14 protein-coding genes and 1 pseudogene are annotated in these 26,611 nt (G+C 55.5%); 4 read left to right on the plus strand and 11 right to left on the minus strand.

What is annotated here, in order from left to right; translation table 11 throughout:
- Positions 1 to 90 precede the first annotated feature (90 nt).
- Positions 91 to 330 carry a YdcH family protein gene (locus WDB71_RS06650; protein WP_341503859.1) on the plus strand — a complete coding sequence of 80 codons (240 nt, stop codon included), beginning with the start codon at positions 91 to 93 and terminating at the stop codon, positions 328 to 330.
- A 55-nt stretch (positions 331 to 385) separates the two neighbouring features.
- Here WDB71_RS06650 and WDB71_RS06655 read toward each other — a convergent pair whose 3' ends face one another.
- From WDB71_RS06655 to WDB71_RS06665, 3 genes are all read right to left on the minus strand, one after another.
- Entirely contained in the window at positions 386 to 2,314 is a 1,929-nt protein-coding gene (locus WDB71_RS06655; RefSeq protein WP_341503860.1) for a hypothetical protein, read from the minus strand.
- Positions 2,315 to 2,390: 76 nt separating this feature from the next.
- Positions 2,391 to 4,742, minus strand: coding sequence for a thrombospondin type 3 repeat-containing protein (locus tag WDB71_RS06660; RefSeq protein ID WP_341503861.1), 2,352 nt, complete (start codon positions 4,740 to 4,742; stop codon positions 2,391 to 2,393).
- A 367-nt stretch (positions 4,743 to 5,109) separates the two neighbouring features.
- Positions 5,110 to 7,281 (minus strand): M3 family metallopeptidase, encoded by a 2,172-nt coding sequence (locus WDB71_RS06665; protein WP_341503862.1) that lies wholly within the window; start codon positions 7,279 to 7,281, stop codon positions 5,110 to 5,112.
- 217 nt (positions 7,282 to 7,498) lie between these two features.
- On the opposite strand from WDB71_RS06665, the gene WDB71_RS06670 reads away from it, so the two are divergent.
- Positions 7,499 to 8,818, plus strand: a complete 1,320-nt coding sequence (locus WDB71_RS06670; protein ID WP_341503863.1) for a UPF0149 family protein — start codon at positions 7,499 to 7,501, stop codon at positions 8,816 to 8,818.
- A gap of 136 nt (positions 8,819 to 8,954) precedes the next feature.
- Here the strand turns inward: WDB71_RS06670 and WDB71_RS06675 are convergent.
- The 4 genes and pseudogenes from WDB71_RS06675 to dptF all read right to left on the minus strand — a co-directional run bounded on the left by WDB71_RS06675 (position 8,955) and on the right by dptF (position 17,919).
- Positions 8,955 to 9,817: pseudogene (locus WDB71_RS06675) on the minus strand (IS5 family transposase).
- Between the two features lie 80 nt (positions 9,818 to 9,897).
- Positions 9,898 to 15,000 (minus strand): DNA phosphorothioation-dependent restriction protein DptH, encoded by a 5,103-nt coding sequence (gene dptH / locus WDB71_RS06680; RefSeq protein WP_341503865.1) that lies wholly within the window; start codon positions 14,998 to 15,000, stop codon positions 9,898 to 9,900.
- Positions 14,981 to 16,294, minus strand: coding sequence for a DNA phosphorothioation-dependent restriction protein DptG (gene dptG / locus WDB71_RS06685; RefSeq protein WP_341503866.1), 1,314 nt, complete (start codon positions 16,292 to 16,294; stop codon positions 14,981 to 14,983). The genes dptH and dptG overlap by 20 nt, the downstream gene beginning before the upstream one ends.
- Positions 16,294 to 17,919, minus strand: coding sequence for a DNA phosphorothioation-dependent restriction protein DptF (dptF, locus tag WDB71_RS06690; protein WP_341503867.1), 1,626 nt, complete (start codon positions 17,917 to 17,919; stop codon positions 16,294 to 16,296). The genes dptG and dptF overlap by 1 nt, the downstream gene beginning before the upstream one ends.
- 174 nt (positions 17,920 to 18,093) lie before the next feature.
- Here dptF and WDB71_RS06695 point away from each other — a divergent pair, with 174 nt between their 5' ends.
- Positions 18,094 to 19,011: an IS5 family transposase gene (locus WDB71_RS06695; protein ID WP_341503868.1), complete on the plus strand. Its 918-nt coding sequence runs from the start codon at positions 18,094 to 18,096 to the stop codon at positions 19,009 to 19,011.
- 480 nt (positions 19,012 to 19,491) lie between these two features.
- Positions 19,492 to 21,249, plus strand: coding sequence for a DUF262 domain-containing HNH endonuclease family protein (locus WDB71_RS06700; RefSeq protein WP_341503869.1), 1,758 nt, complete (start codon positions 19,492 to 19,494; stop codon positions 21,247 to 21,249).
- A 72-nt stretch (positions 21,250 to 21,321) separates the two neighbouring features.
- Here WDB71_RS06700 and dndE read toward each other — a convergent pair whose 3' ends face one another.
- Genes dndE through dndB form a run of 4 tightly spaced genes read right to left on the minus strand, consistent with a single transcriptional unit; the run spans position 21,322 to position 26,328 of the window.
- On the minus strand, positions 21,322 to 21,672 hold the full coding sequence (dndE, locus tag WDB71_RS06705; protein ID WP_341503870.1) for a DNA sulfur modification protein DndE: 351 nt from the start codon (positions 21,670 to 21,672) through the stop codon (positions 21,322 to 21,324).
- Positions 21,669 to 23,648 carry a DNA sulfur modification protein DndD gene (gene dndD / locus WDB71_RS06710; protein ID WP_341503871.1) on the minus strand — a complete coding sequence of 660 codons (1,980 nt, stop codon included), beginning with the start codon at positions 23,646 to 23,648 and terminating at the stop codon, positions 21,669 to 21,671. Before dndD ends, dndE begins: the two co-directional genes overlap by 4 nt.
- Positions 23,645 to 25,252, minus strand: coding sequence for a DNA phosphorothioation system sulfurtransferase DndC (gene dndC, locus WDB71_RS06715; protein WP_341503872.1), 1,608 nt, complete (start codon positions 25,250 to 25,252; stop codon positions 23,645 to 23,647). Before dndC ends, dndD begins: the two co-directional genes overlap by 4 nt.
- The gene (gene dndB / locus WDB71_RS06720; protein WP_341503873.1) at positions 25,249 to 26,328 is read right to left on the minus strand and encodes a DNA sulfur modification protein DndB; all 1,080 of its coding nucleotides are present in this window, start codon (positions 26,326 to 26,328) and stop codon (positions 25,249 to 25,251) included. Before dndB ends, dndC begins: the two co-directional genes overlap by 4 nt.
- Positions 26,329 to 26,611: the final 283 nt, after the last annotated feature.

A 26,611-nucleotide genomic window follows, 5' to 3' on the forward strand; every position in this document is an offset into this window, starting at 1 on the left:
CTGGCATCAAGGCCGGTTATGATTTGCATCAAAAATCGCCCCGGCCAGGGGCGTTAAGGTGGGCCCATCAACGACGACAGGGACGCCGACATGCGCATCGACAAGCACGACCTCATCAGCGAGCTGCCGGAATTTCGGGAGCAGATCCACAACCTCAAGATGAGCAACAACCATTTCGCCAGGCTGTTCGACCAGTACCACCAGGTGGACCACGAGGTGCGCCGTATCGAAGAAGGGGTGCAGGCCACCTCCGATCATTACCTGGAGGAGCGCAAGAAGGTGCGCCTCAAGCTCAAGGATGAACTCTACGGCATGCTGACCAGTGCCTGACCCGATTTTTTTAGTCTGTCCTTCCGACCTTGCCCGGCCCTGCGCCGGGCTTTTTTTATCGGCGCATATGGCGCCAAGCGCCGCCCACCTTGATGAAGCGGCCGCCGCCCTGGCCGGTGCCCAGGGTGGCCATGACCTCCTTCATCAGGGCGGTGTTGCCGGTCAGCCGGTAGTCGAAGTCGCAGTTCCAGCCGGGTTCGCCATCGGCCGGCGCACAGGCGATGTAGTGGAAGCGGGTGAGGTGAAAGGCCAGCTCGCATGCTTTCGACGTGGCACACAGTGACAGGCATTGCATGGCAATGAGGGGGTTGTCCCTGAACTGCCTGGCCTGGCAGCGCCGGGACAGCGCCTGGTAGCCGGCGTTCATCTCGTCCAGGGTATCGGCGATGGCCAGGCAGACATCCCTGGCGCCGGGGCTGTCCGGAGGTGGCTCCCGGGGCTCCTTGACGCCGTCACAAATGCGCCTGTTGGAGGCCAGGTATTGCCGTTTGGCCACAAGCGCCTGGCGGCGCTCCTGGATCAGCTGCCACAGTGGCGCCAGGGCCGGTTCGCTGCGGTCGCCGGGCAGGCCGAGGTAATGGGCCACCAGCTTGTCCAGGCCCTGCAGCTGTTCGACCCGTTCGAACAGGGCCACAAGTTGGGGCCGTATGGCCGCCAGCAGGGCCAGCCGCTTGTGGGCAAAGGCCTGGCGAGCATCAGCCAGCCGCGCTGCCTCAAAGCGGCCAAATCTGGCCTGGAAGTCCTGATACCAGGCGTTGGCCTGGGCCAGACCGTCCAGATCGTCCGGCAGTAATGACAGCTCGGCAAGGGCCTGCTCCAGGGCCTGGCCAAGCAGCAGCGCCTCCTTTTCAGCCAGCCTGGCCCTGTGCTCCTCAAGCTGGGCCTGTGGCAGCTGGGCGACGAGTTCGGCATTGTCGGCCAGCAGCTGTTCCAGCCCGGGCAGGTCGTCAAGGTGCCGGGCCTTGGCCAGGGCCCGCTCGACCCGGCCTTCGAGCAGGGGCGGGGCCAGGCGGGCCAGGGCGGCCTGCACGGCATGCGCGAAAGGCGCCCGATCGCTCGGCCAGAGATCGGCCAGCACCTGTTCGGATTGGCCACGCAGCTCGGCCAGCGCCCGGAAGCCTGCCTCACTGGCCGGCAGGCCGGCCAGCCTGGCGATGCTGTCCTGCTGCCATTGCCGCGCCTGGCGGTCTATCTGCACCCGCAGCGCCACCTCGGCGGCATTGAACTCGCCCTGATCCAGGGTGAAGGGCCTGCCGATCAGGTGTTTGTAGCCGGCAAGGTGGGAGCGCAGCTCCGGGTAGCGGCCGCAGGGGCTGAGGGTCTTTCTGTGAAAGGCCTTGCGCTGCGCCTTGCTCAGGCCGTCGAAGGGCTGGCCGAAGAAGGGCACGAAGCGCACGTCGGCAAAGAGGCCGGCCGCCTTGGTGTAGAGCCGGTTCAGCGGCGTGTGGCGCAGGTCGAGATCGGGAAACTCCGCCTGCAGCTGGCTGGCCCACTTGGCAATGGCCAGGCAGCGCTGCTGTTCGTCCCTGGCGTCGGCCAGGGCCACAGGCGCCTGTTGCCAGGCCTGCTCCTGCTGCTGCGCCTCGGCCAGGGCCTGCTCGGTGCGGGCCTGGTCCAGGCTGACCCTGAAATCGCTGCATTGGCGGGACTGTATGGCGCCGGTGATGACATCGCCCTGGCGGCGGCCCTTGAGGCCGACGGCCATAAAGCCGATGGGACGCTTGTGCCAGCGGCCCGGCTTGAGGGTCAGGGTGCCGTTATCGACCCTGCCGCTGAGGGCATAGCCGCCGCTGGGCTTGTCGCCTGTTCCCAGGTAGAAGACGAAGGCGCCGTCCAGCCGGTCACCCTGTTGCTCCAGCACCAGATCCAGTTTTACCGGCCTGTTGTTGCAGCGGTAATAGCCGGTCCAGATCCCGGTCAGGGACTCGCTGGCCTGGCCGGGCCAGCCCGGCAACAGCAGGGCGGCCAACAGCAGTGCTTTCATGGCGCATTTCCTGTCGTGGTGAACCCAGTCAGGCGATAGAGACCGGCGCCCCACCGCAGCGGGGCGCCGGCGGCCATCATGGGATGGCCGGATCGCTGTCATCGGCGTCGCAGGCGGCGCCGACGCCGTCCATGTCGGCATCCAACTGGTCGTCATTGGCGACCATGGGGCAGTTGTCTTCGCCGTTGTCGATACCGTCGCCGTCCATGTCGTCGTCGCAGGCGTCGCCCAGACCGTCCTGATCCAGATCGGCCTGATCCCCATTGGCGGTCAGCGGGCAATTGTCGTCGCCGTCGCCGACGCCGTCATCGTCGCTGTCCCAGTCGCAGGGATCCGTCCTTGGCTCGTTGCGGCAGGCCTCGTCCACGTCCTTGAGGCCGTCCTGGTCATGGTCGGCCATGTCGCTCAGATCCAGCTCGGGATCCTCAAGGTCGACCCTGACCGCGGCCAGGCAGAGGGCGTTGGACTCCAGCAGCGGGCTGTCGAGCAGGGGCATGCCCTCTGCGTCCAGCTCATAGGCCCTGGCGCCCTTGTTGAGGTAGAGGGGACCGCAGGAAGTGGGGGCGTAGACGGTACCTTCCTTGTGGCCCCGGCCTGGGCTGGGCCGCATCTGCACGCCGACCTGCAGTGCCGCCACCGTGCTGGCCGGCAGCCAGCCTAGGGCGGTGGAGCTCTGGCAGCTCTTGCCGATCTTGCCGCCGCGGGCCAGCTCGGTAAGGCCGCTGGCGTCGCTGAAGCTGGCCGCCTCGCCACAGCCGAGGGGCAGGGCGCTTTGGTCGCCGTTGATGGACATCACCAGGGACTCGGCGGGCACGTGGTCGCTGATCCAGACCGCCGGGCCCTCAGGGAGGTTGAGGGCAATCTGCCAGACATAGGCGCTGGTTTCGGTGTGCTTGACCGGGATCACCAGATCTATCTGGCCGTCGCCGTCGCGGTCCGGGCCCTCGACCAGGGTCTTGGCCAGATCCGGCTGTTCGGGGGGGACTTCACAGCTTTCCAGCCGGACCCTTTTGTTGAGGGTCATGTCCAGCTGTACCGGCTCGCCGCCGGCGGAGCTGACCTGCCAGCTGCCGATGCCGGAGATGAGGGTGGCTTCGGCCAGCATGCTCCAGCCCCCGTCCAGGGCGCCGATCACGCCGCCGTCGGTACAGCAGGCCGCCCAGCTATGGTTGCCGAGAAAGCCGGTGCCGCTGCCGCTCATCTCGGCGCCGTCGTCACCCTGCAGCACGGCGGCGGTGTCGCCGCTGAGGGTGAACTCGGTACGGAAACGGCCGCCGCTGCCGTCATTGGGGGCGTCGTGGACCTGGAACAGGGCCAGGCCGTCGCTGGCCTGGACCAGGAACAGCTGCGAAACGTCGCTCAATGCCGGCGGCGCCGTACCGCTGTAGCTGGCCGTGGCCGGATTGCCGTAGCTGTAGACCTCGGCCGCGGTTTGGGCGCCGTGGTCGAAGGCATCCACCTTGCCGAGCAGCTGGAAATCACCCTGGCCGGCGTTTTCTTCCTGGTAGACGCAGTAATCGCCCCGCTCTCCCGGCGGTGGCGGTGCCGTGCCGGGCTCGAGATCCACCAACGCCAGCACCAGGCCAAGGCAGTCGCTGAGCGGTGCCTGGCCGTCCAGGGCAAGGGTGACAATGCCCGCTATGCCGCCAAAGGCGGTGGTGACGTCGAAGTCATGGATATCGAACAGGTCGCCGTTACTGGCGCGGCTGCTGCCGGCCGAGGGCAGGGAGTTGCCGTCCCAGAGGCTGGTGGTGTCGTTGATGGTCATGTTGCCGTTGGCGGTGGCCAGGGTCAGGCTGTTGTCTGAAAAACTCTGGCCATCGGCCATATGGAACTGTACCGATACGGGCCCACCACCGTAGTCGATGGGGCCCAGGCTGGCGTGCCAGCCTTCGTCTTCACCCGGGAAGCCTTCGGGAAAATTGGAATCGTTGCCCTCGAAGAAGGCCAGATCGCGGTTGTTGCCGTCATCGCCGTCATCGAAGGTCACCACCAGGGAGGCGCCGTTGGCGCTGTGGCCCGCCCCGGCGGCGAGGCCGGTGATGCTGTAGATACCGTCGCCCGTGACAAAATCGGTGACGTCGGCCCGGTAGGCCACGGAGTTGCCCGGCCCCCAGCAGTTGGTGGTGGCCGTGCCTATGGCGATGCCGGTGACCGCATTGCCATTGATGAAGACATCGGCGTTGTCGTAGTTGCCGTCACCGCCGCTGTCGATGCCGTGCCAGAACAGCATGGCCTTGAGCACGGTGCCCGAGCCGATGCCGGCCAGGGTGATATCCCCCGAGCCGGCGCCAACGCCGGAGATGCCAGCCGATACCCAGTCGATGCTGGCTTCGGTACGGGTATGTGCAATGGGGTCAGCGTGGCTGGTACCGCCGAAGGCGAGCACCAGCATGGACGTTAGGGCCCCGGTCAATAACCGGTTCATAACGTGCTCCTCAGGGCCTCCCCCTCTGCATCCTGGCCCGCTGGTTTAGGTCCAAGGCCGCCGGTAACGAAACAAGGCAGCCCCCCGGAAGCTCGGGCTTCCGCCAGGCGGCTGCGATTTGCCCGGCATTTTTCAATGCCACGGCAAGATCGGGCAATTTTCGTTCCTTTTTTCAACACATTGAAAAACAAGCCTTTTTGGTTTTAATGCCCGGCCGGGACTGTTAAGCCAGGCTTACGCTTTATTGGGCGCCTGCTGCTAACCAGTGGAAAAACATGATGTTGGATGGGGTGCCAGGTTGTTTCATCCATGGAACAGGCATAAAAAAGGGCGCCCGAAGGCGCCCTTTTGTTATCGACAGGCTGGCTTATTCCACCAGGCCGCGACGCTTGAGCAGGGCGTCAACGCTGGGCTTTTCGCCCTTGAAGTTGATGTACTGCTCCATCTGGTCCAGGGTGTCGCCCCTGGACAGGATCTCCTTGCGGAACTTGTCGCCGTTTTCACGGGTCAGGCCGCCGTTGGACTTCATGTGGGCGAAGGCGTCGGCCGCCAGGACCTCGGTCCAGATATAGGCGTAGTAACCGGCGGAGTAGCCGCCCGCGAAGGTGTGGCTGAAGTAGTTGGACTTGTAGCGCGGCGGGATCAGGCCGTGCTTGAGACCATGCTTCTCCAGGGCCTTGTCTTCGAAGGCCTGCACGTCTTCAACCTTGGCGTCGGCGCCGATCATGTGCCATTCCATGTCCAGCAGGGCGGAGCCCAGGTACTCCAGGCTGTCGAAGCCCTGGTTGAACTGGCGGGACTTGAGCAGCTTGTCCAGCAGCTCGGCCGGGATCGGCTCGCCGGTCTCATAGTGCTTGGCGTAGTTGGCGATGACCTTGGGGTTGATGGACCAGTCTTCCTCGAACTGGGACGGGAATTCCACGAAGTCGCGGGGCACGGCGGTACCGGCCAGGCTCGGGTATTTCACGTCGGAGAACAGGCCGTGCACGGCGTGGCCCATTTCGTGGAACATGGTGTTGGCGTTGTCGAAGCTCACCAGGGCCGGCTGGCCTTCGGCGGGCTTGGGAATGTTCATCACGTTGACGATGACCGGCTTCTGGCCCAGCAGGTGGCTCTGGCCGACCATGGCGTTCATCCAGGCGCCGCCACGCTTGCCGTCGCGGGCGAAGTAGTCGCCGTAGAAGAAGCCGATGCTTTCGCCCTTGTCGTCAAACACCTCGAAGGTGCGCACGTCCGGGTGGTAGACGGGCAGGTCGTGGCGCTCCTTGAAGGAGATGCCGAACAGCTGGTTCATGGCGAAGAAGACGCCGTTTTCCAGGACGTTGTTCAGCTCGAAGTAGGGGCGGATCTGCTGCTCGTCCAGGTCGAACTTCTTGGCGCGAACCTGCTCGGCGTAGTAGATCCAGTCCCAGGGCTTGAGCTCGAAGTCGCCGCCCTGGGCCTTGATCAGGGCCTGGATGTCGGCCGCCTCGGCATTGGCCTTCTCGACCACCTTGGGCGCCAGGTCGTCCAGCATGGACAGCACGGCGCCCGGGGTCTTGGCCATGTTTTCTTCCAGCACGTAGTCGGCCCAGCTGTCGTAGCCCATCAGCTTGGCCTTCTGGGCGCGCAGGGTGGTGATTTCCTTGATCACCGGGCCGTTCAGCTCGGCACCGCGGTTGGCGGAGGCGGTCCACACCTGCTCGCGCAGCTCGCGGCTTTGCAGGCTGGCCAGGATCGGCTGGCGGGTGGTGTTGACCAGGGTGATCAGGTACTTGCCCTTGTGGCCGGCCGCTTCGGCGGCGGCGGACAGGGCGGAGATGTCGGACTCGGACAGGCCGGCCAGCTGGGTCTTGTCTTCCACCAGTACGGCGGCGTCCTTGGTGGCCTTGAGCACATTCTGGCTGAAATCGTTGGTCAGCTTGGCCAGCTTGCCGTTGATGTCACGGATCTGGTCCTTCTGGGCCTCGGTCAGCTTGGCGCCGGAACGGACGAAGCCCTTGTAGTAGTTTTCCACCAGGCGCTTCTGCTCGCCTTCGAACTGGTCAAGCTTGGCGTACAGGGCCTCGATGCGCTCGAACAGCTTGCCATTGAGGTTGATGGCGTCCTGGTGGGCGGACAGCTTGGGCGCCACGTCGGACTGGACGGCGCGGATGGCCTCGTCGGAGATGGTGCCGGTGAGGTTGAAGAAGGTGTTCACGGCGCGGTTGAGCAGCTCACCGCTGGTTTCCATGGCCTCGATGGTGTTCTCGAAGGTCGGGGCCTCGGCGTTGTTGGCGATGGCCTCGATCTCGGCCAGGTGCTCCTTCATGCCCTGCTCGAAGGCGGGGGCGAAGTGCTCGGTCTTGATCTTGTCGAACTGGGGCGCCTGGTACTGCAGGGGGCTCTTCACGAACAGCGGGTTGCTCATTTGTGTCTCGGCGGCCACGGGGGCCTCGCTCTTCACCGCCTGCTCGGGGGCGGCGGCAACGGTTTCTGCCTTCTTGTCGGTGGCTTGCTCGGAGCAGGCGCCCAGCACCAGGGCCGCGCCAATGGCGGAAGCGATCAGGGTCTTTTTCATGGAACTCTTCTCTTCGTCCTTCAAATGAACGCCCGCCATCTTATTGATTGAAAATGCATCGGCAGGCGTAAAGTCGACCCACACCATACCAAGCCGGGCCCCGGCAAACAACGCCGCAGGCCCCGCGCCAGCGGCGTTTGGGCTGAATGTCTGGCCTGCAACTGGGCTGGCGTTGTGGTAACGTGCTGGGCAATGACACGCTATCCCAACTTCTCTCATGCTGGTATTCAACTGCACCAAGGCCGCAACCGAGTTCCTCACCAAGACAGTCAAGGGCATCAAGCAATGTCCGGTGGACAAAGCCGAACGTAAGGAATTCGATCATGACGACGCCTGGCTCACCAACAGGAAAGGTGAAAAGCCGGCGTGCTTCGAGCATTGGATCCTGCATGTGGTCACCATCCACAGGCGCAAGTGCCTTATCGCCATGTCACGAAAGCAGCGTTACGCCATGGTATTTACCGGCCTGAAAAAAGGCGATTGGCAGGCCTTTATCAGCGCCTTCTATGAGCGTTTTATCAATGAGCTTATTGACCTGGCCGTGGAATTCGAACTGGTGCAGGAGGACGAATCCGGGACACAGGGGCTCTTGCCGCGGTTGATGGAAGTCCATGGTGATTTCCGTTTCTTTGAACGCAGCGACCACAGTGTCAACGCTCACATCAAGGAGGTGGTTTGGCGCTTTGAGGACCATGTGTATGAGGGAAACTACTGGCCGGAGGAGCCATTTGAATTGGCCGATTTCGACGCCTATGTCAACCGCACCCTGCGTGGCCATAAGGACAAGGCCGGCCATCTGTATCCTGACCGTGACTTCCTGTGTCATTACGCTCCTCTGCTGGGTGCCGAGCCGGAGCAGGTGGCGGCCTTGCTGCAAGACGAGCGAGGTTACCTGAAGCGCATGCTGTCATCTGCCACAGGGGGCCCGGAGGCCTCCTTGGAGCAGGACATGTTCATCAGATCCCTGCTTAACCAGGATTCCCCGACAACCGAAGAGCTGGTTTTTATCGACCAGGTGCTGGCGCTCAGCATCAGCGAGCAGGCCGTTCGCAATGCCTCCGAACTGCACGGCTTTTTGACCGCCATTGTCAGCGCTCCCAAGCCCATCATGCCGAACATGTGGCTTGCCGCCATTTGGGGACAGCCGGACTGCGAACCCGACTGGCACGACAGGGGACAGCAGGAGTGCTTCCTCAACCTGGTCATGAGGATGATGAGCTGCATCGCCATCGAGCTGACGGAAAGGCCACAAGACTTTGCCTTGCTGCCGCTGTTGGAAGACGTCAATGGCGAGGAACTCGAAAGCGCCAAACACTGGTGTTACGGCTACCTCTGGGGCGCCCAGCTGGGGCACTGGCCGCAAATGCCCGAGCCTGGCCTGGCCCAGTTCAAGCTTATCGAGGGGTATCACGAAGTGGAGTCGAAGCCGACCAGTCAGAACATGGCCGGGCGGCACCAAGGCATCGAGCGCCTGAATGTGGCCGCCCGTGCCCTCCATGCCTTCTGGTTGCAGCAACGCCAGGTGGCCAAGGTGTAAGTGGCCGCTATAAGCGCGGTGCTGTCGTGGCCGGCCCCTAGCCAACCAGAAGGCTCTACCCTGGCATCATTCATCCCAAACCGGCCTTGTTGATCAATTCATTCCTTGAGCCAGAAGGCCCCGACCCCCTCCGGGGTTAGCGGACCATTTCACTGACCGGCATGCCCAAGGCCGTCATTTGGTTCAACGCCGCGACCCGGGCCATCGCCTCGCCGACCTGGCCGTTGTAGTCGCGCAGTCGTAGCCGAGCGCCGGTCAGTTGCTTGAACCGCCACATCGCCGTCTCCGCTATCGAGCGGCGGTGGTAGCCGCTCTCCATCTTCCACTCTGCTAGCTCCCCGGCCTTGAGCGCCGCCACCGCCTCGTTGCGGGGATGCCCTGCCTGCCAATAACCGGCATTGCTGCGCGGCGGTATGAGCGGGCGGGCACCTTTGTGGGCGATTTCCTCGTAGCATTGCCGCTGTCATAGGCGCCGTCACCGTAGACGCTGCCTATCTGGCGGCGCAGTGGCCTGAGCATGGGGGCCAGGACCTGGCCGTCCACCCCCAGGTGCAGCTTGCGCCAGACGCGCCGCTTCTCCTTGCCGTGCTTGCGTGTCTTCCATTCCCCTTCGCCGAACACCTTGAGGCCGGTGGCGTCAATGACCAGGTGGGTCATGTTGCCCTGGCTGCGCCGGCGATAGCGGATAGTCACCGTCTTGGCGCGTTTGCTGATGCAGCTGTAACTGGGCGAGGACAGCGGCACCTCCATCAGTCGAAACAGGGAGTTGATAAAGCCCTCCAAGGCCCGCAGCGGCAGGTTGAAGAGGCCCTTCAGCATCAGCGCCGTCTCGATGGCGGTATCGCTGTACTCAAAGCCTCGCCCCCGGCCACCGTGGTGCTGCTGGCAGCGCCAATGGCGGATGGCGGCCTCGTCCATCCAGACGGTCAATGACCCCCTGTTGACCAATGCGCGGTTGTACGCTGTCCAGTTGCTGATCTTGTGTCTGGCCTTGCCCATCCGTTGTTTCCCGTGAGTGCGACGCGGATCAGATCACGGCGACACGGCATGGTTCAACGATTTGGCAAACAATGTCCCTATTAAGCCTTGGTAAGCTCCCAAAAAGCCTTGTCTTTTATCTTGGTAACTCGCTTTTCGCCATCCACATACAAACTATGATGCTTTTCCAGTTCTCGGATGTTCTTCATCAGAGATTCCTGGTCGGCTTTGTCATCCTTATTGAAGATGGATTTGATGTCTTGATTCTTGATTTGCGCCACACGATGGACAATCCAAGTTAGGATGTAGGCGGAGTAATCGTTCTCACCGGTTTTGAAGTGTGTGATGTCTTGGGTGGAGAGGATCACACCTACCCCATACTCGCGCCCTTCCTTCAGTACCTTTCTCAGGCTCGGGAAGTTTTGCGACATAAAGTTGTCGGCCTCATCCACCAAAATCATCTTGGTCATTTGACGGAAATCGCCACGCACTTCCGGCTTACCTTGCTTCTGCATCTGCGAGTAGAAGAGGTCCAGCGTCAGCGCCACGATCAGGTTTTGGATCTCGGACGGGTAACCAGCCAGCTCAATCACAGTGATGCCGTCGATCAGCTCATACAGGCTCACCATCTGCTCTGGGTCGGACTCGAAAATCTTAAAGCGCGCCAGCTTTGACAGAGCGGCATACAGCGAGTCTTCTTCCACCTTGTCTTGGTTCAGGAAGATGTCCCATAGGTTTTCGATGGTGGGCGCAGGCTTACACCAGGTTGAAGGGTCTTCCGCACGAATACCGGCAAGCTCGTACGCCTCTAGGATGATGTTTTCCAGCTTGAGCTGCTGCTTCTTACCCAGTCCGTAGGCACGTGCCATGGTCTCGGAGAAACCTGCTGCCGTGTGGATAGGCAGCATGGGTGTATCGCCAAACAAGCTCAGTGGGTTGTAGGGCAGTTTAAACAGCTTGAATTTCTTGGCATCGGTGGCGTTGATGAACTTGTCATCCACGTAATCCGATTTGTAATCGAAGATCAGCATGCCGATGGGTTTGCCATCCACATTGTTGTGCTGATTCCGGTAAAGCTGAGAGACTACCGACTTGGTACATTGGGTTTTACCTGTACCCATGGTGCCGATGATGCCAGTGTTGCTGTTCATGAACTTGGCGGTATTGGTCGGTTCCCACAACATCGCTTGCTGATTGAAGATGTTATGGCCCAACAGCACTTTCAGCGAGTCACTGCTTGCAGGTACTTTGGTCTCCGCGTCAGCAGGTTGTTCGGTTTCGGGCTTCTCAGCAGGTTGTTCCTCCTGCGGTACCGGCACTTTCTTAGCTTCTGGGGCAGCGGGCGGCTCACTGGGGGTATCCTGCGTCTTTGCTTCCTCTGAATGGAAGAATTGGCGCGCCCCCTCCTGAAGGCAATGTGCCTCGGGAATGCTGAAAGGATGGGCATCGGCTTTGTTGTCCACCAGATGAATCAGCCAGGAGTAGGGCAGCTCAATCTGAAGCACATTGTGGGGCGTTGGGGTAAAGCGCGGCTCAATGCAGCTATCGCTGCTTAGATGGGCCAGAACAATGCCATCGTAGTAACCGGGCACACTCTCAACCCCAAAGTCGCCTTTGAGCCACCACTCGCGCTTGTCCATTAATGGAGCGAGGGAGTCTTCAGCCAACACATCGTAGAGGCGCAGCTTCTCTACCTGCATCAGCACTTGGCGGATAAACAAAGCGCGATAGAGGCGGGCAGAAAAGGTATCAGGGCCAAGCACATCCTCTTTCAGGTAGCGCAGTAGCTCTTTGGCTTGTTTGCCGGCATAAGCAAAGTCTGGCCGTACGCCCGCTTTCACTTCCAGCGGCAACAGGTATAGCGTTTCTCCTTTGAAGCCGACAAAGAGGACGTCATCGGAGATAGCGCCTTTCTTGTAGCCTTGGACATGGCGTGAGAACTCGTTGTCGCTCATCTTCAGCCCCACATTGCCTGAGACGCGCACCATCTCGGCTACCGACAGCGGCACCCAGCAGATATCAGAGTCCTTCAGCATGGTGCTGACAAACTTATAGGCACCGATGATACCGTGCTTCTCTTTGCGGTCCTTGTCGCCGGTGGTGAGCATGTTGAGCAGCCATTCACCGTTGAAGGCGTTGAATTCCGAAAGCAGGTTGTTGGCGCCCGACTGGCTCTCTTTCTGCAGTAAGCGCTTGAACAGGCCCACTTCCTTAGTCACGGTAATGGCGTCATAGCCGGCGGAGCTGGTGTACTGATCGGAGTAATGGATCAGCACCACATCCTTCTGTGAGGTGAAGAAGTCCAGCGTCACCTTGGGGTCGATAACCGTTGTCCAAAGGGCGCTGTCGTAGGAGCGATTGAGTAAGGCCTTAAAGTCGGAACTCACGGCCAAGCCCAATCCATGGCCGAGATACTGCTGGTTTGATTGGCGTGCTGGTTGCCATAGGTTACCAAGGGTTCTCGCCAGGCGCAGCGGTTGATGCTGCTCTGTATCAACCTGGCGCAGGCCAAAGGAAGTGTAGTAGGAGTCGCTCTTGGTCTCGGCAGCTTCGCCTGCAATCAAGCCATCACACAGCACCCCGCTGAGTGCATCGTCGATATTGATCTGGCGGCAGTCTACACGGGCGTTGTTTTTGAAGAACGCCAAGTGAGCGTATGCCAGCGGAGTATCGTCGCTAGGGGTGACGAACTTGCTGTAGGACAGTCGGCTTCGGATCAGATCGATGATGAGATCAGATTCGCCTTTGAGGGCACCGCTGTTCAGGCCCATCTTGTCCTTGAGCTCTTCCAGCGAGCCCGTCTCTGCAAACCAGTCAAACTGGTTGGGCTGCAGCTTTTCATCATAGAAGTTAACGTGGATGGCCGGTGAGTCATCCAAGTACTTTTTAAAGTGGTCGATAACGCCGAGGAACAGCTCCTTCGCTTCCAGCTGATTGATGGCGTTGATAGTCAGTGCGCTGGCACTGCCGGCGGCAAACAGGCGAGCATATGCCTTGGTAAACTCCGCTAACTTGTCTTTGACCAGACGTTGCACATAGCCAAAGTTGGCCTCTTTGTGAGGAATGAGCTCAAGCCAAAAGCTGTTGTCTTTGCTGGGCACCACATGGGCAAAGTCGGACTCAGCATGATAGACGTAAGGCATCAGTCCCGAAGCGACCAAGCGCTCCAAGGTGACTTTGGGCAATGTCTGGAAGGTAGACTCTCCGGCCTCTTTCTCGTCGGCCAAGGCGCGCGCCAGTTTCAGGTGATAAGCCAATACCAGCGGGTGCCAGGCACCGATGTACTCGGTACCTTCAAAGGTAACCGTACCAATCCGTATCAGCTGCTTTTGCTCGTGGCTCAAGGGGTTGTTGGTGGCCTCGCTGGGCAGCGCGTTTTCGAACTCGTCGAGTACCGCCTGAACCAGCGAGCAGTAGCTATCTCCCCACGCGACCAGGCTGGGCAGGGTGTTGTGTTGTTGGTAGTACAGCAGTAGCGCGCTATAAGCGCTTGCCAGGTCCGGGTAAGTGGCGCTGAGTTCGGCATTGGAAAGGCTGCGTTCTCCGCTCCAATGCAGCTTGCCCTCTTTAGCAAACTCAAGTTCCCAATTGAGAAACCGCAGCTTGGCGCCACCCACCGCGCTTTCACGGTTATCTACGATGATGCGCTTTTTGGCCTGATTGAATTCGGCGTTGCTGTCATCACGCAGGAGCCGGTTGAATCGGTTTTGATTCAACAGCAAGGGCGTAGACACGCCTTTCTCGGCAGGTCGTCCCTCTACATTAAACTGCAGTGCTTCGCCCGCGGATTGGACGGAAAACTGGATAAACTCGCTTTCATTTGCCAGCACTTCAAAGTCGACAAAGCCGTACTCTTGCGCGTCCACGGTATTGTCATCGATACCGAGGGCACAGGTATCGCTCGATGCTTCCCCAATCCGCAATGTGTTTTCGTCCAACTGAAGCGTCACCCACTGCTTGCGGGGTTCAACTCGGAAGCAGTTCTTGATTTCGTCTAACAAGAACTGGCCTTCCCGGACGATCAAACAGCGAAACTTATATTCTTCGGAGCGATTTTCGCGTTTGAGTTCGATGCTGAAGAAGGTGGGCTGGCCTGAGAAGGGAATGGTGACTTCGGCACGGCTGCGTTTTCCGCCGCTACGATTGAGTTGGATGCTGGCCGCACTTGCCAGCTCCTTGTTGTGAGTCAGCTTAACCTGCTGGTCGGTGAGGTCGCTGCCTTCAAAGACCAGTTCGAGCGTTATCTGGCCAATGGCCTCGGTTGCTTGGAAAAGCAGGCTTTGCTCTCGCTGACCCGCCTTGGTGTCAGCTTTGGCGCGCTGAATGACCGAGGCGCCCTCAGCATTCACCTCTTCAAGCACCAGACTTTGGGCGCGATTGGTTTTAATCTCATCGCGATAGGCTTGATAGGAGAGGGCCTTCCAGTCTTTCTCTCCTTCGAAGTGCTCCTTGATGAACTTGGGGCTGAAGTCGGTCATCACCGTATCGAGCTGATCGGGGTAATGCTCAACGTTAAAGTCGATGGACTCTCTGAGTTTCCGATTCTCATCTAGACGCTTGCGGATCTGGCGATCTTGGCCCTTCATAGTGAGAATGACCGGATCGTTGAACAGACCCAGCTCGTCAAAGTGCAGTTCGCCATCCAGCAATGAACGATACAGCGCGCGGAAGCCAAAAATCGTTGATTGATCGTCGGTAATGACGGCCAGTTGATCTTTAAGCAGGCACAGCGATAACTCTTTGGTGTCACTGAATTGATCAACTAAGCCCTCCAGTTCGCGCTCAAACACTCGCGGATTCCAGATCGCCCCCTTGTCCGAAACATTGAGTGCACTGTTTATCAGGGTATCCAGCATACTGTTGTGGATCACCAGCAAGGCAGCGTTTTTGAATGCGCCACTTTTGCCTGCCACGGAATCGCGCAGGTGAGAGATATAGTTCTCTGAGAAGCCTTCTTGCTCGGTTTCATCAGCGCGGTGCAGCACGGGAATGAGCTGCACCTGACCACAAATCAGGTACGGCAGCTCGACACTGCCATCGGTAATGCGGCCACTCTCTGCGGCGCGCAAGAAGGCTTGGTAGAGCGCTTTCGAGTTGTCCGAGTCGGGAGATTTGAACTGGTAGCGAACCCCAGGTTTGATCTCTTTGCTAGACCACTCGGCGAATTTCTTTACGAGGTAGTCTTCAAACTGTTCGACGGACATACACGGCGTCTCCACTGTCACTCATTCTTTCTACGTTGCCCATGCGCTCATAAAAGTGCACCAGCTGTTGTTGGGACTGCCCATCTAGGTAGAACCCACGTTCTTCAAACTCACTCAGCAGCTCATGCAGGCGAAGTTTGTCACGCTCGCCGATGGCCAGATTAGTGAGTAGCAGTAGCTGGTCTTGATTCAGCACCAACACCCGCCCGGCACGGCCGCGAGATTGGATAAAATCCCCAAAGATCTGCTTTTCACATTCCACAACGTACTTTCGGTTGATGTCTGCACGGGTGGTTTTCTCATCCTTGAACTGCTCGATGGCCACGGTCTCAAACAGCTTAAAGGCCTCTTCTAGGTTTTGAGCTGGCTGCCTCGGGGGCAGTTTTCGGTTCTCGATGAATGTGCCTATGTAGTTGTTCAGAACATCAAGAATCCGTTTCTTGTCTTGGTATTCAGAGGCTTGCTGGTAGATGTACCATAGAGGCTGTTTGATTACCTTTGATTGCAGTACTTCCAAGGCGGACAGTACCGGGAACAGCGCCTCACTGGAGTTGCTCAGCAACTTAAAGCCATGCTTAGCGACGTGAACCCGCTCGGAGCTGGCCTTCTCGGTATCCAGGATGAAGTACAGAGGGCGGCTTTGAGGTTCGCCGTCGCTCCAGTTTTTGACGTTAAGTGCCAGCTGAGACACATAGGAGAACGCATAAAGCCGCAGAGTGTTGCTCAACTCTTGCAGCAGGTAGTTGGGGTGCCCCTCGAGGAACTTGAGGTCTTTTACAAAGGCCTCTGCTAAGAAGGGGAGGTAGGGGCGCTCCTTTTGGTCAACGGACTCTGACTTATCTAGTTTTTCGCTCAATACAGAGAGTATCTCTGCTTCGATGAAGTTGAGCTTCTCGTTGATACGATCTTGGGTAAAGTGATTCCCCATCATCGACATGAACAGCTCTGCCATACGCTGATCTTGTGCGTTCCAGCCCTTACTGCCAGAGCTCTTTCGCTGCGCTTTAAACAGCAAGAACATGGGGGAAACGCTGAAGATGTCCATCCCAGAGAAGTAGGTGCGATTCAGTACCTCCCAGAAACTTGGCTCGTCCAGTTTACTGGCAAAGCGCTCTTTGCAGTCTTCGCGGAAATCCTCGTAGTCGTAGTCGCGTACCTCAGCCTTGAGTGCATGGCTCAAAACGATCCCAGTGATGGTTTCCCAGCAAAAGTCGTTGTTCTTATTGCGGACCGGTAAGTAGCTGTTGATCTTATTAGTGTTGCTTACGGTCAACTCGTCGGGAAAAGGATACATTAGCGTACGATCTCCTCTGCGGTAATCATGCCGTCGTCATCCGTAGCGACGAACTGCTTGGAGCCCTCGTAAAACTTGATCGTCTGGGTCTGTTTGGCAATTTCAGTGATTTGATCGACCATCTCATCCAGCAACACAACGACACTTTTGTCGTAGCGATTGGGCCGGTAGCCGCGATTGATTTTCTGGATAAGCTCGAACAGACCAAGGCTGATCTGTACTGGTTTAAGCTCGGTGTCCATGACTTTGAAGTGGGCATGGAAGTGGTGGCACTTGTCTTCGTGTTGTTCAGCAATCTTGCCGTAGTTGCCTTTGATCTCAACCGGTGCGGCAAGCTTTACCTGACCATATTGCCCAAGGAAAAGCTCTTTTTTGCCCAGCTCTGGGGCTTTACGGTTTGCATAGCGGTACACCGCTGCAATCAGTTCCTTTGCGTAGAACTTTCGCAATGCGGTGAACGTATCTTTGTTTCCTACGGTGTGGCTCTTGTGTACTTGCCACATAAAGGCATAGGCCTCCAGTGGAGCGTCATTGAATTCGCCTTGGAACTGCTTGTGGTAACCGTTGGCAAACTCCGCGTCTTTGGTGAGGTAAAGCAAGCGAATTAGTGAGCCTGCATCCCCCTGTTTGACCTCAGAGCGGGGCAAGGCGATGTGTTTTTCACGAATCTGCTCAATGAAGCTGTCGAGATCGGGGTCTGGCAGGCCCAGCTCGTAACGCAATACGAGCTGGTCGAGCTGCTGGGTGCGCAAGTTAGCCGGATCGAGCTCTGCCAGGCGCTGCAATAGCTCATCATCTCCACCGGAGAAAAGGTTGTCCCAGAGGTAGCCGCCTCCAAGCAGAAGGTGATGCAACAAGTCGAGCAAGGCTCGAGTTGTAATGAACTGGTCTTTCTTCAGTCTGAGCTTGAACAGGTTGGTGATGAGGACGTCTTGCACCTCAGGGACGGCCAGCATCTTAAAGTTAGCCAGCAGGACTTGGTTTCCTTGCGTGGCCTCTTCACCCTGAGCGATGCAGAAGAAAGGATTAGACTCATCCTGCTTTGTTAGCTGTTCGAGCAGCGTCTTAGTGAACTCGGAGGATGCTGCTTGTTCCTTGGAGAAGTAAAACTTGGGATAGTCTTCGAAGTCGAGGAAGGTGTACTGGCTTGAGCTTGGTTCTGATTGCGACAGGAAGCGCTCGCATTCAGAGCGGATCTCACCGTGTCGCTCTGCCCCTTCTTTCGCGAAGTTGGCCAGCATACCGATGTTTATACCGACAACGAGGGGCTTGTCGTCCTCATTACGCTCATCAAACAGCTGGTCTAGGGCCTCGATGGCGGATTGATGAGGAGAGAAGCTGTGAGTGGCATCCAGGTGAAAGCGGTAGCGGCTGCCGGATTTGTCGTAGTGGCGCGTCAAGATCTCTGACTTGCCGTCACCGCTGGAGCCACAGAGGAAAATGATGTCCCCGCGTGATGCACCGGCGAGCAGCTTCTCGAAGTCTCTTTCGATGGCTTGGGTGACGTAGAGGGATTCCTTAAGCTCGTCAAAGTAGTCGGTTTGCCGCTCTTTGACTGTGGAGACTGAAAAAGGGGAAGACTTTGACAAGACACTGAGTGCCTGCCTTAACGAAACTCTGTCCATGCTCTGCGCTTAGCTACTGATTTATCAATCAATACTAACGGCTCTCTTTGGTACCTCCTAGTCTCAATTTGACTTGAACGCGACGTAGTGTGTAGTGGGGCATTGTTTCCCAAATCGTTGAACCATTCCGTGTCGCCGTGATCTGATCCGCGTCGCACTCACGGGAAACAACGGATGGGCAAGGCCAGACACAAGATCAGCAACTGGGCAGCGTACAACCGCGCATTGGTCAACAGGGGGTCTTTGACCGTCTGGATGGACGAGGCCGCCATCCGCCATTGGCGCTGCCAGCAGCACCACGGTGGCCGGGGGCGAGGCTTTGAGTACAGCGATACCGCCATCGAGACGGCGCTGATGCTGAAGGGCCTCTTCAACCTGCCGCTGCGGGCCCTGGAGGGCTTTATCAACTCCCTGTTTCGACTGATGGAGGTGCCGCTGTCCTCGCCCAGCTACAGCTGTATCAGCAAGCGTGCCAAGACGGTGACTATCCGCTATCGCCGGCGCAGCCAGGGCGACATGACCCACCTGGTCATTGACGCCACCGGCCTCAAGGTGTTCGGCGAAGGGGAGTGGAAGACACGCAAGCACGGCAAGGAGAAGCGGCGCGTCTGGCGTAAGCTGCACCTGGCGGTGGATGCCGACAGCCATGCCGTCGTTGCCGCCGAAGTCAGCCTGGATAAGGTTGGCGACAACGAAGTGTTGCCGTTCCTGCTGAACCCGCTTCGCCGTCGCATCGAACGAGTCAGTGCCGACGGTGCCTACGACAGCAAGGGGTGCCATCGGTTGGTGATGCGAAAGGGCGCCAGGGCTGTTATTCCACCGCGCAAGACGGCGTGTTTCTGGGAGGATGGCCATCCCAGAAACGAAGCGATGGCGGCGCTCAAGGCCGGTCGCCTTGATGAATGGAAAATCCGCAGCGGCTATCACCGGCGTTCCCTGGCAGAAACGGCGATGTCCCGCTACAAGCAGCTGATTGGCCCAAAGCTGAGCCTGCGCGACTACAACGGCCAGGTTGCCGAAGCCCTGGCCGGGGTGAAGGTGATGAACAAAGTCATAGGACTGGGTATGCCCGAACGCCAGCAGGTCGGCTAAGGGCCTGGCGGCCTTGGGGGGGTGGGCCGTCCAGAGACTGATTTGATCAACAACGCCCTTGGGATTTGTAAGGAGGTGTGACGTTCTACTTCTAGATGAGCTAGTGAGGACAAGATGGGAACTCCGAGCGGTGCTTTCAGTTATTTTCGTCCTACACTGACCTTGATACGGTATATTGCATGCACTAATGCTAGCGTCATTTGATATGCTTTCTTCAACGTAAGAACTTTATAAATCAATGGCTAGCGCTGGTTTATAATCAAGTGTTACTGCACAATTGTCTTAACGATCGGTTGGGAGCAGGAAACTCGTGCAGTCAATGAATGTAACCATAAAGGAATTTTCACAACAACATTAAATTTTAAAATAAAGGCGTTTTTTACGGTTCTGTACTTTGTAAATAATCACAATGGATATCCACCCATTAATTGTGAGTGTGATTAAAACACTGCTTTTTTTGATAGGCATTAGGAGGTTTGCATGGAAATAAAGCCGGAAAGTAAAAGTTTGGAAAGTATTTTGTCCGGATTGGAAACAAGTTACTTGGTGCCGGATTATCAAAGGGACTATTCCTGGTCACCCAATGAAGTTGAAACGCTTTGGACAGATATATGGAACTCATTTGAGCAAAAAGCTGAGTATTTCATGGGGACCATTGTTTTAAAAAAGCGTGATGATAGTGTGGATTGTTTTGATATTGTAGATGGTCAGCAAAGACTAGCCACATTTTCAGTCCTTTTTTCTGTGATTTCCTCCATAGCGGGTTCTTTTGCCAATACCCCTCAGGTTTTCGGGAAAGTTGAGCGTAACAAAGAAAACATAAGCATCGCTAATAGAACGTTTACTATAGCAGTTAATCGACTGCGGGAGGCAAGTGAACCAGACAATTACTTCCTTCGGCTTAATAAGAAAGATAATGACATATTTCAAAAAATAATCCGCGAGGAAGAGTCTGTTTTAATAAGTGACGACGAACTAAAAATAAATAAGTCGGACAAAAGACTAATTAAAACAAGAAAGGTGTTTTTTTCTCAGATTTTTGACACTCTGAAAGATGATGGCGCCATTAGGACTCTTAATAGCCTTTTGGTTCACATGGTAAAAAAATTAAAGTTCATTACCATAGAAGTTAAAACAGATTATGATGCTTTCTTGCTTTTTGAATCTCTAAATTCGAAAGGCATGGACTTAAGTGTGTCAGATTTGGTTAAGAATAAAATATTAATGAGGGCCGGTGGTGATGAAGGAAAAAGCGATAAGCTTTTGTGTAACTGGGATGAAATGATCTCCTTCATTGAATCAAGTCGTTTGTCTCCAGTGGATTTTCTAAGGATATATTGGGAGGCGATACGAGGAATCAATACAACAAAGAAGGAACTTTATAAGTATGTTAGTAGATACATAGATAGTAACAGCACTGATATTTTGAAATTCTCCGCTGACCTTAAAGACAAAGCGGAATCTCTTTCGGTTTATGCTGCGTCCGATTTGAATTTCCCTGAGTCAATGCATAGAAAAGAGAAATACTTAAGGTACTGTGGGGAAATTAATTTATTGAAGTACACTACTTGCTATCCATTGATAATGTTTATTAAGGAGCATAGACCAGAAATCCTTGACGAAATATCAAGGATTAGTCTTTCATTTCTGTTTAGATGGATTACAGTAGGTGATTTTTCTGTTGGTGGTGCAAAGAGAGTATTTGATATTGTTATTAAGTCAGCTAAAAATGATAGCGCAACACTCACAGATATAATTGCCCCGTTTAAAGTCCATCAAGATAAAATTGGTGATGCAGCCTTTAAGGATTCTTTGAAGAAATTTAGGACGCAAGATAACCAAATAGCTAAGTATATATTATCCAAAGTCTACCTCGAGCAAAGCAAAAAGGAATCGGTGCCAAACTATTCGGAAATACACCTGGAGCATGTAATTCCTCAGCAGCCAAGTAAGTGGAAAGTTAATGGTAAATTTAAGGTCTCAGAGGGGGCGCAGATAGAAGATCTTATCTACAGCATTGGAAACATGACATTGCTGAATAAATCAATGAATCAAAAAATTAAGAACGATGTCTTTGACGAGAAGTGTATATATTACAAAGACTCTGTATTTCCTCAAACAAAAGATATTTATGATAGATTCTCCATCTCGGGAGAGTTTTGGAGTGTACCATGGATATTGAGTCGGTGTGAAGAAATCGCAGATGTTGCTGATAAGATATGGCCGTTAGAAGTATAAGCATTTATTGTTGGCTTTAATTAATTAAACCAACCTAAAATTAGGTTGGTTTAATTGCAATCGAGAGAAAAACTAAATTAGTTTGGTGAATGGATGTAGGCTTCTTTGATTTCTAATGGAAGATATCCCATCCTCAACATGCGCTGCCCAGGCTCTGGTCAGCGCTTTTTGATCCAAGTCTGGGTAGTAAAGCTTCAGCACCAGTTCTGTGATGTTAGCTGTATCACCAAGCCAAGTTATCTTATCCAACATTAGACTGCCATCTAGCTTTCTTTCGTCCTCTTGATAACGAAATCCCGACTCGATAGAGCGGAAGAAGGCGATCCGTGCTGATACATTGGGGGTGATGCCAGTATGGACCTTGAGCCGCTTGAGTTGCTCTTCCGTGGTTTTGGTCAGGCTCATACGGTTAGGTAGTGTCATACGGCCTCCTTATGCCAAAAGTAGCCTTCAGATACGGTAGAGGACTGAGTGCGGCCATTGAATTGGATCTCGTAACTGTGCGAGATATCGTCGACCAGTTTCTGCTTGAAGTATTTCTCGTCCACCTCGGTATCGGTAGAAAGAATGATCACCTGATGACTGGCTACGGGGAAGTAGTGTTCGATCAGCTTATCCCTGTGTTTGGAATCCAAACGACCCAGCGGTGTATCGATGATCACCGGCAGCTTTTTGCCGGAAGTTTTGCCTAGCGCTTCTAGGATGGCAATGGCGTAGATTTGCTTTTCACCGGCTGACAGTGATTTGCGATTAATCACCTGGCCTGCTTCATTGATCAGCTCAACGTCAAAGCTCTTGGCGTTGATACGTGCACTGATCTGTAAGTCGTCTTTGCGCGCCAGGCGCTTGTAGCTCTCAGCAAAGGTGCCTTCCAGTTGTTTTACCCGAGCTTGGGTTAAGCGCTCTGAGAATACATCTAGCAGGGGCAGCGCCGCTTGGGCGTTGGTAATGGCCTCGGAGCGGTTTTGTTGACTGCGTGCCATATCGTGGTATTTCTGCACGGAGCGGGCTGCCTCCATGGCCAGTCGGTACTCCGTTTTGGCTACCTTGAGGTGCTCAAGAATATCGGACTTAGCTGTGCGGCATTTTTGATCCAAGCCGCGAATTTGGCTGAAGATATCTTGAAGTTGCTCTTCCGCCGGGGCTCGGGCGATGTTCACTGATGCTTGTTCAAGCTGGGCTTCTACAGACTCAAGCAGTTGCTTGGCTTCACTGAAACGGTGGTAGGATTCATTCGATAATGATTCTACTGCAGCTTGGATCTGGCGATGTTCGCTGTCTGAAACATCCAGATGGACTGGTGTAGTTGAATTAGCTGCTACCGAAGACATGCAATCTTCTATGGCTTCCATGGCCACTGGCGCAGAGCCAGCCAGACGGAAACCCAACTCCTGGCGAAGCTTATCCATAAAGTTGGAAAGTTCAGCGTTAAAGGCTTGCTTGCGTTTGGCCTTGGATTCTTCCTCTAACACCTTGAGTAAGGTTGCCATGGTTTTCGGAGCAAGGGCTATGGGTAACCATCCTTCCATCTCTGAGCGTATGGCCCTCTCGAGCATGTCCTTTTCTTTGACTAGCTGTGCTGCACGTTCTTCCTCTTCCTTGCGTGATTTGGCGAAAGCACCACCACTTTCCTCCAACCTCTGTTCTAACTTACGGAGTTCATACTGATAATTTTCCAGTTGGGCCTTGGCGAACTCGGCCTGCTCTCGGTGTTTTTCGGCATTGGCATGGTGTTTTTGGACAGATTTCTCCAGCTGCTTGAGCTCGTTCTGCTCATTACTGGCAAGCTTTTCCGCACCTTGACGCTTAAGGTAGATACCCAAGTCGGACTTCAACCTGTTGATCACGTCTAAACCCAACAAACGGCGGACCGCTGTTTTCAGTACGGCGCCGGACTCGTCTTCTGCCAGCTCGGCGATCTTCTCCCCGTCAAAGAAGAATAGGTCGGCAATGCCGAAGGGGATAAGTTCGTTGAGAAAGCCCTGGCATTGGTCGTAGTTGAGCTCTGAAAGGGCCGTTCCGTCTTTGCTCAATTTAATGCGGTCCTTCTGGCCACGCTTCCAAGAACGGATCAGCTGGTACTGGGATTCTACGCCGTCTTGGGCATGGGTAAAGGTCAGCCTGATGCTGGCCTCATCGGCTTGGCTGCCATTGCTCCTATGCAGCAAGCCATCGAGAGCAGCAATGTAGTCAGCATTACTGGTGAAGTAACCCAGGGCTTGACGGCCATGCAGGGCGAAGCGAATCGCGGTCAGAATTGACGTCTTACCGGCGCCATTCAAGCCGCCAAACAGAATAATGGGACGACGGTTGTGTTTCTCGGCTCTTGGCGCCAGATCAAGCTCATGGATGCCACGGAAGACCCTAAAATTATGCAGAGTTAGGTTTTTGATAATCATGACATTACTTCCTGCATCAGCTTGTTGATTTCAGCATCGACGTTTTTCATGTCTTGCTCGTAGGCCTTAAGCTGATTTTGATGCAAGTCATATTCATGGCGAGCTTGTAACTGGGCATGGCGTGCTTGGATTTCTTCAAGGCTGCCCCAGTCTTGCTTCAAGATACTTTCGATACGGGAGAAAATACCTGAGCGGCGGCCCAAGCCATCCATGGAAAGCTCAAGCTCGATAAGCTTCATGATCATTTCTGGGGCAACGCTGAATTCATCAGAGAGCTGTTGTAGCAGCTCGACGTCATCACCGCTGAAGCGGACCTGGTCGTCCTCCACCCAATTCAACTCCGCACCGTATACGGCCTTGTATATTTTGGGAACGGAATCGTGCCAGTCAGGCTCGTTAGGGTCTTTCAGCCACTGTTGCCGGATAGCGTGCAGCTCAGGTTCGGTGATGAGCGTAATCTTTTGGCCCTTGAGGTTGAGCCCTTTTTCTATGGTCAGGAGCTCTTCCAGCCACTGTTTACGCCAACTGAGCAGGTAAGGACCGGGCACGTGTTTACGAACGGCACCGATGTCTTCCCCTTCTTTGGCGTATTGGTAGCTTACCTTGCCGGTGCGTCGTTTGAAGTTACGAAACTGGTTTTTTACCTCGGGGTCTGTGGTCTTGGCCAGCATGTTACGAAACTGCAGCAGAGGCAGCATCCACTCCTCACCATTCTTGATCAGGCTTTCCATGGCCCTGTCTTTGGTGACTACAGTGCAGGTCCAACAGCCAAAACGGGAGTTACCACAAGATGGGGTGCTGTCGTCTATGACCAGGGGACATTCACCTTGATCAGAAGAGTCCATATACAGGGTCCACAGGGGGCGGTTATTACCACCCCAAGGGCTTTCCCATTCCTCTATATCGTCAGGGGCATAGCGGAAGGCCCCCCTGAGTACTTTCCAAACATCTTCTACGTCCCAGGTATCAATGGGGGTAAAGATAAAGGCGTTGGGTAAGGTGGTGTGCCTGGCCAGGTGGGAGCCGTCAATCTTGTGCTTGGCAATAACCTGGGCACGGGATGCACTTTCGCTGCTGCGAGAGCCCAGCACTACTATGACTTCGTCAAACTTCGAGACCTTGTCCTTAATAAAGTCGGACACAGGATCAATTTTCATACGCTCAGTACACCAGCGGAACTGCCTAGTTGGTGCCGGATAACCCTTGCCTAGCAGGTTGACCCAAAAGGTCTCTTTGGTTTTGGGGTAGACCTTGTGTGTGGTGATGGGTAGGTCGTCACGCTTAGCACCTTTTTCGATCTGCTCCAGTGTTCGATTGATATGATCAACCACCACAGGTGTTTCAACCAAGGTGTCGGAAGACACTACGAAAACGTCTTTGTGGCGCTGATCTTTCTCCAGCCCCTGCAGGGCGAGGTAGACCAAGGTAAGTACGGCAGTGGAGTCTTTACCACCGCTGTATCCGATCACCCAAGGCCTATTGTCGGCACGATAGATGCGCTGAACATGGGCTACAAAGTGGCTGAGCTTTTGTCCTGCAAAGCTCTCCTGGTTGATGAAATCTTCGTAGTCCGCCAAGTCGTAGGCGTTGATTAAGTCTGTCATGTTGTTATCTGCTGTTCGGCTTCACGCTCTTCGGGCGTGAGGGGTAGACCGATGATGTTCTTCAGGCCGTTGCATGTCAGTTGTAGGGCGGCACTGGATTTGCTGAGCTTGCCGTGGACCATGCAGCGCTTTACCCATTCGGGGTTGGCCTTGCGCCAGTCCACTTTCTTCAGCTTGCTCAGCTGGTTTTGCCAATCGTCAGGGTGCTCGTAGATGAGGTGCTTACCCAACATTCCTAATGAGTGGAGACCCAGGCCATGGGCATGGATAAACTCCTGCCGCAGCTGCGCAGGAGCCACAGTTTTATCATGGGCCATTTGCCAATCCGGCATGTTGTCGTATACCGCCAGCCAGTACGCCTCGGCAAGCGCCTTTTCTTCGTGACTGAACTCGTCTTTCGCACCCTTACCCAATAGTGCTCGGGTCGATTGTTTAATGCTGCTTAGGGTGAACAGCTTGTTCGAAATGGAGGAGACTGAAGACTTCTCCATTTCGGTCATTCCCACAAAAGGTTTGATGCTCATTGCAAGGTGCCGAGCCACTTCAGAGCTTGGGTCCCTGTGGTCATATAGGGTGCTCAAAGATGGGCTCGGTTTGACCGCGTACTTGTTCAGGTCTGCGAACATCTGCTGGCTGCGCTTTAAACCCTCGTCGATGAAGAAAAGTACGGCGATATTGTCATGCCCCAGATCCGGTTTTTCCCTGAGAGCTTCTTCAATTGCGGCACGGCGATGCTGCCCGTCATTGATGAGGATCTGGCTGTCCATGGGCACGTGCAGAACGCCCAGGCTGGGGTTCTTGGACTCTTCAAAGGTGATATCTGAGCCTATAGAGGCAGTCAGTGCAGAGAAGATGTAATCCTTTGGGTTATCGAGCAGGTACTTCGCCATCTCGGGAATACGAGACTTGTTCAGGGTGCGCTGGGCCCTGAGCTCTGCAGGAACTTCTTCTTCGTCGAAGCTGAAGATCTTGGTGACGATGCGAAGAGGGCAGATGGCAATGAAAAATGGTCGCCCAGCTTGTATCCCCCTGACTGCGGGGAAGCTATAGCAGTAGCCCAGATCAAGATCGGCCATGACGGTGCTCCTACAACAACCATTGTTGAAATATTAGCCAGATTGACGTTTTTCGATGTGTTTTTTTGTACAGTGGTTAGAACGTTTTTACGTCAAAAAATAACGTAAATAACGTGAAGGCATATTCTATCGGAATGCCTAGATTGGTGATAGAGGTATATGTCAGGAGTTAGGGGAAGAGGATAAGAGTCGTTGATTACCTGTGGCTTGGTAGAGTCCACCTCATTGACTCAAAAGACTTTTTGCAAAGGGTTAGATGTGTCCCCCAATGCCGTGGCACCAG

This window comes from Gallaecimonas sp. GXIMD4217 (assembly GCF_038087665.1).
Classification (GTDB): domain Bacteria; phylum Pseudomonadota; class Gammaproteobacteria; order Enterobacterales; family Gallaecimonadaceae; genus Gallaecimonas.